Below are 746 nucleotides of genomic sequence, written 5' to 3'. Positions count from 1 at the left end.
CCGTAACTTCATCAAGGGCCTTTGCAGCAGAGTTTCTGACATCGTCTGGAAGTTCATAAATGGAACTCATCGCTCAAACTCCCCCACCGCAATCATTGATCCCGAGATGAGCAACGAGATCCGCCGCCGCATCCGCGATCTTCCGCTCCGCTATCACCCGGTCCCCGATCCTCTCGACATACTCATGGTCGGACAGCGGCGCACACGCCTTCTCTGGCGAGGGTCCGGCTGCGCCAAAGGCTGCATTCGCGCCGCTGTCCGATTGGAAATGTGGATGGGTTGGAACGACGTAGAGCTGCCATGCAATCGGCGTCTCGCCCGTGGCAAGGCCATCCCATGCGCCGCGCTTTTCGTTCCATCGGGTGACGGAGACCTTTTCGCAACGCGTGGCGAGCCAGATGCGGCGGTCGAGTGGGGCGGCGGTGAGATCGAGGCTCCAGATCATTCGCCGTCCTCCGCAACAAGTTCAGCTTGGCGGATGCGACGAAGCTCGATGTCGGCATCAATCCACTTATCGAACGATCCCCATGCCTCATGCGGCTTACTCTGTTGGAACTCCCAGCCGATCGACCACTCAGCAGGTTGCTCATGCGTCATCGCATAGAAGGACGAGCAATGATCTTTGAGATAGCGATAACGGAGCGCATCCTTGCGAAGCTCACGAACGCCGTTCGGCATAATCGAAAGGCTGGTGTATTCGTTCCAGCCAAGCTCTCGGCGGATCTCGTAGAGCATGCTGGTCTCGC

General features: G+C 58.4%; 2 protein-coding genes. Both read right to left on the bottom strand.

Annotated features, from left to right (window positions below):
* Positions 1-73 precede the first annotated feature (73 nt).
* Complete coding sequence (locus JTP94_RS14315) at positions 74-445, bottom strand: hypothetical protein (protein ID WP_204851167.1); 372 nt, start codon at positions 443-445, stop codon at positions 74-76.
* Positions 442-746, bottom strand: a 305-nt coding sequence (locus JTP94_RS14310; protein WP_204851166.1) for a hypothetical protein, incomplete at its 5' end; no start/stop codon positions are given. The genes JTP94_RS14315 and JTP94_RS14310, both read right to left, overlap by 4 nt.

It is taken from the genome of Martinezella lusitana (assembly GCF_016901135.1).
Taxonomy (GTDB): Bacteria; Pseudomonadota; Alphaproteobacteria; order Rhizobiales; family Rhizobiaceae; genus Rhizobium; species Rhizobium lusitanum_D.
This window is presented reverse-complemented; position numbering and strand designations above follow the sequence as displayed.